Source organism: bacterium (assembly GCA_040755795.1).
GTDB lineage: Bacteria > UBA9089 > CG2-30-40-21 > CG2-30-40-21 > SBAY01 > JBFLXS01.
Map to the genome: position 1 here is coordinate 1 of JBFLXS010000255.1, position 5,775 is coordinate 5,775.

The 5,775-nt window shown below is 41.2% G+C and carries 5 protein-coding genes; all 5 read left to right on the plus strand.

What is annotated here, in order from left to right:
- Window positions 1-155: 155 nt before the first annotated feature.
- Window positions 156-1,409 carry a sulfate adenylyltransferase gene (gene sat, locus AB1414_14105; GenBank protein ID MEW6608555.1) on the plus strand — a complete coding sequence of 418 codons (1,254 nt, stop codon included), beginning with the start codon at window positions 156-158 and terminating at the stop codon, window positions 1,407-1,409.
- Window positions 1,410-1,805: 396 nt separating this feature from the next.
- Window positions 1,806-2,240 (plus strand): adenylyl-sulfate reductase subunit beta, encoded by a 435-nt coding sequence (aprB, locus tag AB1414_14110; protein ID MEW6608556.1) that lies wholly within the window; start codon window positions 1,806-1,808, stop codon window positions 2,238-2,240.
- Between the two features lie 55 nt (window positions 2,241-2,295).
- Window positions 2,296-4,221 carry an adenylyl-sulfate reductase subunit alpha gene (gene aprA, locus AB1414_14115; GenBank protein MEW6608557.1) on the plus strand — a complete coding sequence of 642 codons (1,926 nt, stop codon included), beginning with the start codon at window positions 2,296-2,298 and terminating at the stop codon, window positions 4,219-4,221.
- A 63-nt stretch (window positions 4,222-4,284) separates the two neighbouring features.
- The gene (locus AB1414_14120) at window positions 4,285-5,523 is read left to right on the plus strand and encodes a CoB--CoM heterodisulfide reductase iron-sulfur subunit A family protein (protein MEW6608558.1); all 1,239 of its coding nucleotides are present in this window, start codon (window positions 4,285-4,287) and stop codon (window positions 5,521-5,523) included.
- 137 nt (window positions 5,524-5,660) lie between these two features.
- On the plus strand, window positions 5,661-5,775 hold a 115-nt coding region (locus AB1414_14125), incomplete at its 3' end, for a GxxExxY protein (GenBank protein MEW6608559.1).

Sequence of the window (5,775 nt, forward strand, 5' to 3'; positions counted from 1 at the left end):
CAACACGACACCAGGATTAATGTCTGAAGGGTGGAGCAAGAAAAAGTTTGAGCCATTTCTCCAATTCTCCCTTTTCCCCATTTCTCCTTGTTTACACTTCTAATGTATAGCCCTGAACGGTTACAAAAAATCAACAATTTAAGGAGGGAAAAAATATGTCAAAATTAATTGCACCACACGGGAGTGAAGAATTAAAGCCGTTGTTGCTAACGGGTGATGAATTAAAGGAAGAGCAAAAGAAAGCCAAAACTTTAACTCAAATAAAGATGACATCGCGAGAGACATCTGATTTGATAATGATGGGTATTGGTGCTTTTACACCATTAACCGGTTTTATGGGTAAGGCTGATTGGCAGGGTGTTTGCGATGAAATGATGATGACAAATGGTATTTTCTGGCCTATTCCTATTACACTTTCAACCACAGAAGGTCAAGCAGATAGTTTAAAAAAGGGTGAAGAGGTTGCTTTGATTGACGAGGAAAGCGGCGAATTAATGGGCACAATGAAGATTGAGGAGAAATACACAATTGATAAGGAACATGAATGCAAACAGGTTTTTAAAACTACTGACCATGAGCATCCCGGGGTTCATAAAGTTATGTCGCAGGAAATGGTAAATTTAGCCGGTCGGGTAAAAGTATTGAATGAACTCCATTATCCAGAGGAATACGGTGAGCTTTATATGAGACCAGCACAGACAAGAGAACTTTTTAAAGAAAAAGGTTGGAGTAAAGTAGCCGCTCTTCAATTACGAAATCCGATGCATCGAGCTCATGAATATCTGGCTAAAATAGCCGTTGAGGTTTGCGACGGCGTATTTATTCATCAATTGGTGGGTAAACTGAAAGCCGGGGATATACCTGCTGATGTGCGTGTTAGAGCAATTAATACCTTAGCAGAACACTACTTTGTCAAAGATACCTGTATTCAAGGGGTTTATCCAATGGAGATGCGTTATGCTGGACCACGCGAGGCTTTACTCCACGGCGTTTTCAGACAAAACTACGGCTGTAGCCATCTCCTGGTCGGTCGAGACCACGCCGGTGTGGGTAATTATTATGGACCTTTTGATGCTCACCACATCTTTGATGAAATTCCATCAGATGCCCTTTTGCTTCAACCACTTAGAATCGATAACACTTTCTATTGCACCAAATGTGATGGTATGGCTTCAATGAAAACCTGCCCTCATGACAATCAGTATCGGGTGATTTTAAGCGGGACTATGCTCCGAAAACTCCTGTCTGAAAATCAGGATGTGCCAGACCACTTTAGCCGACCTGAGGTATTAGCGATTTTAAAAGAGTATTATGCTAAACTGGACGAGGCGGAAAAGGTAGAGATTAAATTACATAAGCATACAAAGGGAGAGACCGGGCATGAGCCTGCGGCTCACAAACGAAGATGAAAATAGTGGTAGGTGGGAGGGGTCCAGAAGGTAAGGAGATAGGCTTAAGGAGTGATGTTTTCTTTACTTTCTACTCTCTACTTTCTACTTCCTATTTTCAGGGGAAACGCTCATGAGTCTGCGACTCACAAAGGGGGATGAAAATAATGGAAGGACAACCCCCTAACCCCCTTTATTAAGGGGGAATAAACTTGCTTTTCATCGGTTCCTTGGTCTATAGTCTATGGTCTATAGTCTGTAGTCTATTTTCAGGGGAAATAGAGGAGGTGATGAAAAAAATCCAAAATCCAAAAGTAAAGATGGGGCTTCACGAAATTAAAAGTAAGTAATCGGTTAATTGGTAATTAATTACCATTCACCAGTTACCATTTACCAAAAATAAGGAGGTAAAATTATATGCCAAGTTTTGTAATTGCAGAAAAATGTGATGGTTGCAAAGGACAGGATAAAACAGCCTGTCAATACATTTGCCCTAATGACCTGTTTAGATTGAATGACGAAAAGACCAAGGCATTCAACCAGGAGCCAGAGCAATGCTGGGAATGTTATTGCTGTGCAAAAATATGTGCTCAACAGGCAATAGAAATCAGGGCGTATGCCGATATTGTCCCAATGGGAGGTAGCATTATTCCCTTACGAGGGACTGATTCGATTATGTGGACAATAAAATTCCGTAATGGGAATATCAAGAGATTTAAGTTCCCTATTCGGACTACACCAGAGGGGTCAATTAAACCTTATGAAGGGAAACCACAACCCTCTGCAGATGATATTAAATCTCAAAACTTTTTTACCGAGGTTGGAAAAACACTGCCTACCCCGGCAAAGTAATACAGTAAGGCAAGCATCCCTGCTTGCTATAATTTAAGATAAGGAGGAAAAAAATATGTCTGTAGTTACTGCAGGAACATCTCATTTTTGTAAAGACCCACAGATTGTGGAAGTTAATACTGACCTCTTGATTGTAGGCGGGGGAATGGCCGCTTGTGGAGCGGCGTTTGAAGTTAAAAGATGGGCACCTGAAGGAATGAAAATTACACTTGTGGATAAAGCCGCTCTGGAAAGAAGTGGGGCAGTTGCCCAGGGACTTTCCGCTATTAACACCTATCTTGGTGAAAATACACCCGAAGATTATGTGCGGATGGTTTCCAATGACTTAATGGGTGTAGTTCGCGATGATTTAATCTATGATGTTGGCCGTCATGTGGACGACACAGTTCATAGATATGAGGAATGGGGTTTGCCAATCTGGAAAGAACATGGCAGTGAAGGAATTCCCCTTGAAAAAGGTGGTAAGCCAGTCAGAACCGGTAAATGGCAAATAATGATTAATGGTGAATCTTATAAAACCATCGTTGCGGAAGCGGCTAAATCATCACTGGGTATGGAAAATATCTATGAAAGGGTTTTTATTGTTAAACTCTTGCTTGACGAAAAAGAGCAAAATAGAATTGCTGGTGCGGTTGGATTTAGCGTCCGTGAAAATAAAATCTATATCTTTCGGGCTAAGGCGATTCTGATGGCTTGTGGCGGTGCGGTAAACATCTTTAAACCAAGACAATCAACTGCCGAAGGTATGGGTCGGGCATGGTATCCCATCTGGAATGCTGGCTCAACATATACGATGGCCGCCCAGGTTGGGGCAGAACTAACAATGATGGAAAACCGCTTTGTCCCGTGCAGATTTAAAGACGGTGCTGGTCCAGTCGGAGCATGGTTCTTATTATTCAAGGCAAAAGCCTTAAACGCAATGGGCGAGGATTATACAGTAAGAAATAAAGACTTGCTTAATGACTATATGCCCTATGGTGGTTCTAAAGTAGTTCCCACCTGCTTACGAAATCATCAGATGCTTGAAGAGATGAGAAAAGGTAGAGGACCTATCTATATGGATACACCTACAGCAATGAAAGAGTTGTTTGCCAAATATAACAATGAACCAAAGAAATGTCGAGAACTTGAATCAGAGGCATGGGAGGATTTCCTCGATATGTGTATTGGTCAGGCGGGATTCTGGGCAGGAATGAATATTGCCCCAGAAACAAATATGTCTGAACTGATGCCTACAGAACCATATCTCTTAGGTTCACACTCAGGCTGCAGTGGAATTTGGGTTAGTGGTCCGGAGGATATTGCTCCCGCAGAATGGCAATGGGGTTACAATCGGATGACTACGGTGCAAGGGTTATTCACAGCTGGCGACGGCGTCGGTGCATCAGGTCATAAATTCTCCTCTGGCTCTCATTGTGAAGGTAGAATCGCAGGTAAAGCCGCTATTAAATTTATCCTCGACAATAAAGATTTTACACCAACGGTGACTCAGGATAAAAAAGAACTGGCGGATGAAATCTACCTGCCGTTCATTAACTATGAGAATCATAAAGGATATTCTGTTGACCCTGATGTCAACCCACATTACATTAAACCGAAAATGTTAATGTTTCGTCTGAATAAGATTATGGATGAGTACGGTGGTGGTTGCCAAACTCACTATATTACTAACAAAGTTATGCTGGAAACGGCACTGAACCTTCTTGAAATGCTTAAAGAAGATTCTAAAAAGATGGCCGCTAAAGACCTGCATGAATTGATGAGATGCTGGGAAAATTATCATCGTATCTGGACCGCAGAGATTCATCTGCGACATATCCTGTTTAGAGAAGAAAGCCGATATCCAGGATTCTATTATCGGTCAGATTTTAATCTGATTAATGATAATGACTGGAAATGTTTTGTCAACTCGAAATACGACCCAAAGACAGCACAATGGGAGATATTCAAAAAGGCACATAAGGATTTGGTGCCGAAGTAAGAGATTTTTTAGGTCAGACAAGTCGGATTTGCCTGGCTTGTCTGACCTATCTGAGGTAAACTAATGAAAGATATTCTGGTCATTGGTGGCGGAATCAGTGGCATAACCACCGCAGTTGAAGCGGGTGAAGCAGGTTATAATGTCACGCTTATTGAAAAAAAACCGTATCTGGGCGGCAGAGTGGTGATGATGAATCGCTATTTTCCCAAACTCTGTCCACCATACTGTGGAATGGAGATAAACCTCCGTCGAATTAAAACAAACAACAAAATTAAATATTTTACCCTGACAGAAGTAGAAAAAATTACTGGGCAGGAGGGGAATTATGATGTTACTCTGCGAATTAATCCACGGTTTGTTACGGAAAAATGTACTGCCTGTGGAGAATGTGCTAAAGTCTGTCCAATAGACCGCAATGATGATTTTAATTTAAACTTAAGCCAGACCAAAGCCATTCATCTTCCCCATCAATTAGCATTTCCATACAAATATGTCATAGACAATACTGTTTGTATCAAATGTGGTTCTTGTGTGGATGCCTGTCCATACAAAGCAATTGATTTAGAGATGCAACCACAGACAAAACAAATTAATGTCCGTTCTATAGTTGTGGCTACAGGCTGGCAACCTTACGACGCCTCAAAGATTGATAACCTTGGGTTTGGTAAATACAAGGATGTAATTACCAATATGATGATGGAGCGGCTTGCCGCACCAAATGGCCCAACCAACGGTAAAATCCTGCGACCTTCTGACCAAAAAGAACCAAAAAAGGTTGCCTTTGTCCAATGTGCTGGCTCTCGGGATGAAAACCACCTGCCATATTGCTCAGCGGTTTGTTGTCTTGCCTCTTTAAAACAAATAACTTATCTGAGAGAAGGTATTCCCGAGTCAGAGGCGTTTATGTTTTATATTGATATTCGCACGCCGGGTAAATATGAGGATTTTTATAATCGGGTGCAGGCTGATGAAAAGGTTAAATTAATCAAGGGTAAAGTCGCCTCGGTTGACGAAGATAACGGAGAATTGATTGTTGAGGCAGAGGATATTCTGGCTGGAAATAAAACAAAGGTAAGGGTTGACATGGTAGTTTTAGCCTGCGGGATGGAACCCACATTAAAAGGCACAAGTCTACCATTGAATATAGATAAAAATGGATTTATGAGTTCTGAGCAAGGGATTTATTCGGCTGGAGTTGCCAAAAAGCCTGCAGAGGTAGCCCTGTCTGTTCAGGATGCTACCGGCTCAGCACTTAAAGCTATTCAATGTCTCGTTAAATATACAATTGATGCGGTAAGATGATAAATCCCTTTTGTTGAAAGTGAGTATCAAAAGTGAAGGCATTAGTAATTTTGTAAGTGTTCAGGTAGGATAAAAATAAGGAGAAAAGGAGAAGATGGAGAAGTGGAGAAAAGAAGAGTTAACTGAAAGAAGTCAAGATATTCTATCAAGGTGTTGAGGTTGGGATTCATAGACTTGATCTTTTTGTTGAAGATGAGATTGTGGTAGAGATTAAAACTGTTGAGGAGATAAGTGGGAAGTATTATAATCAGG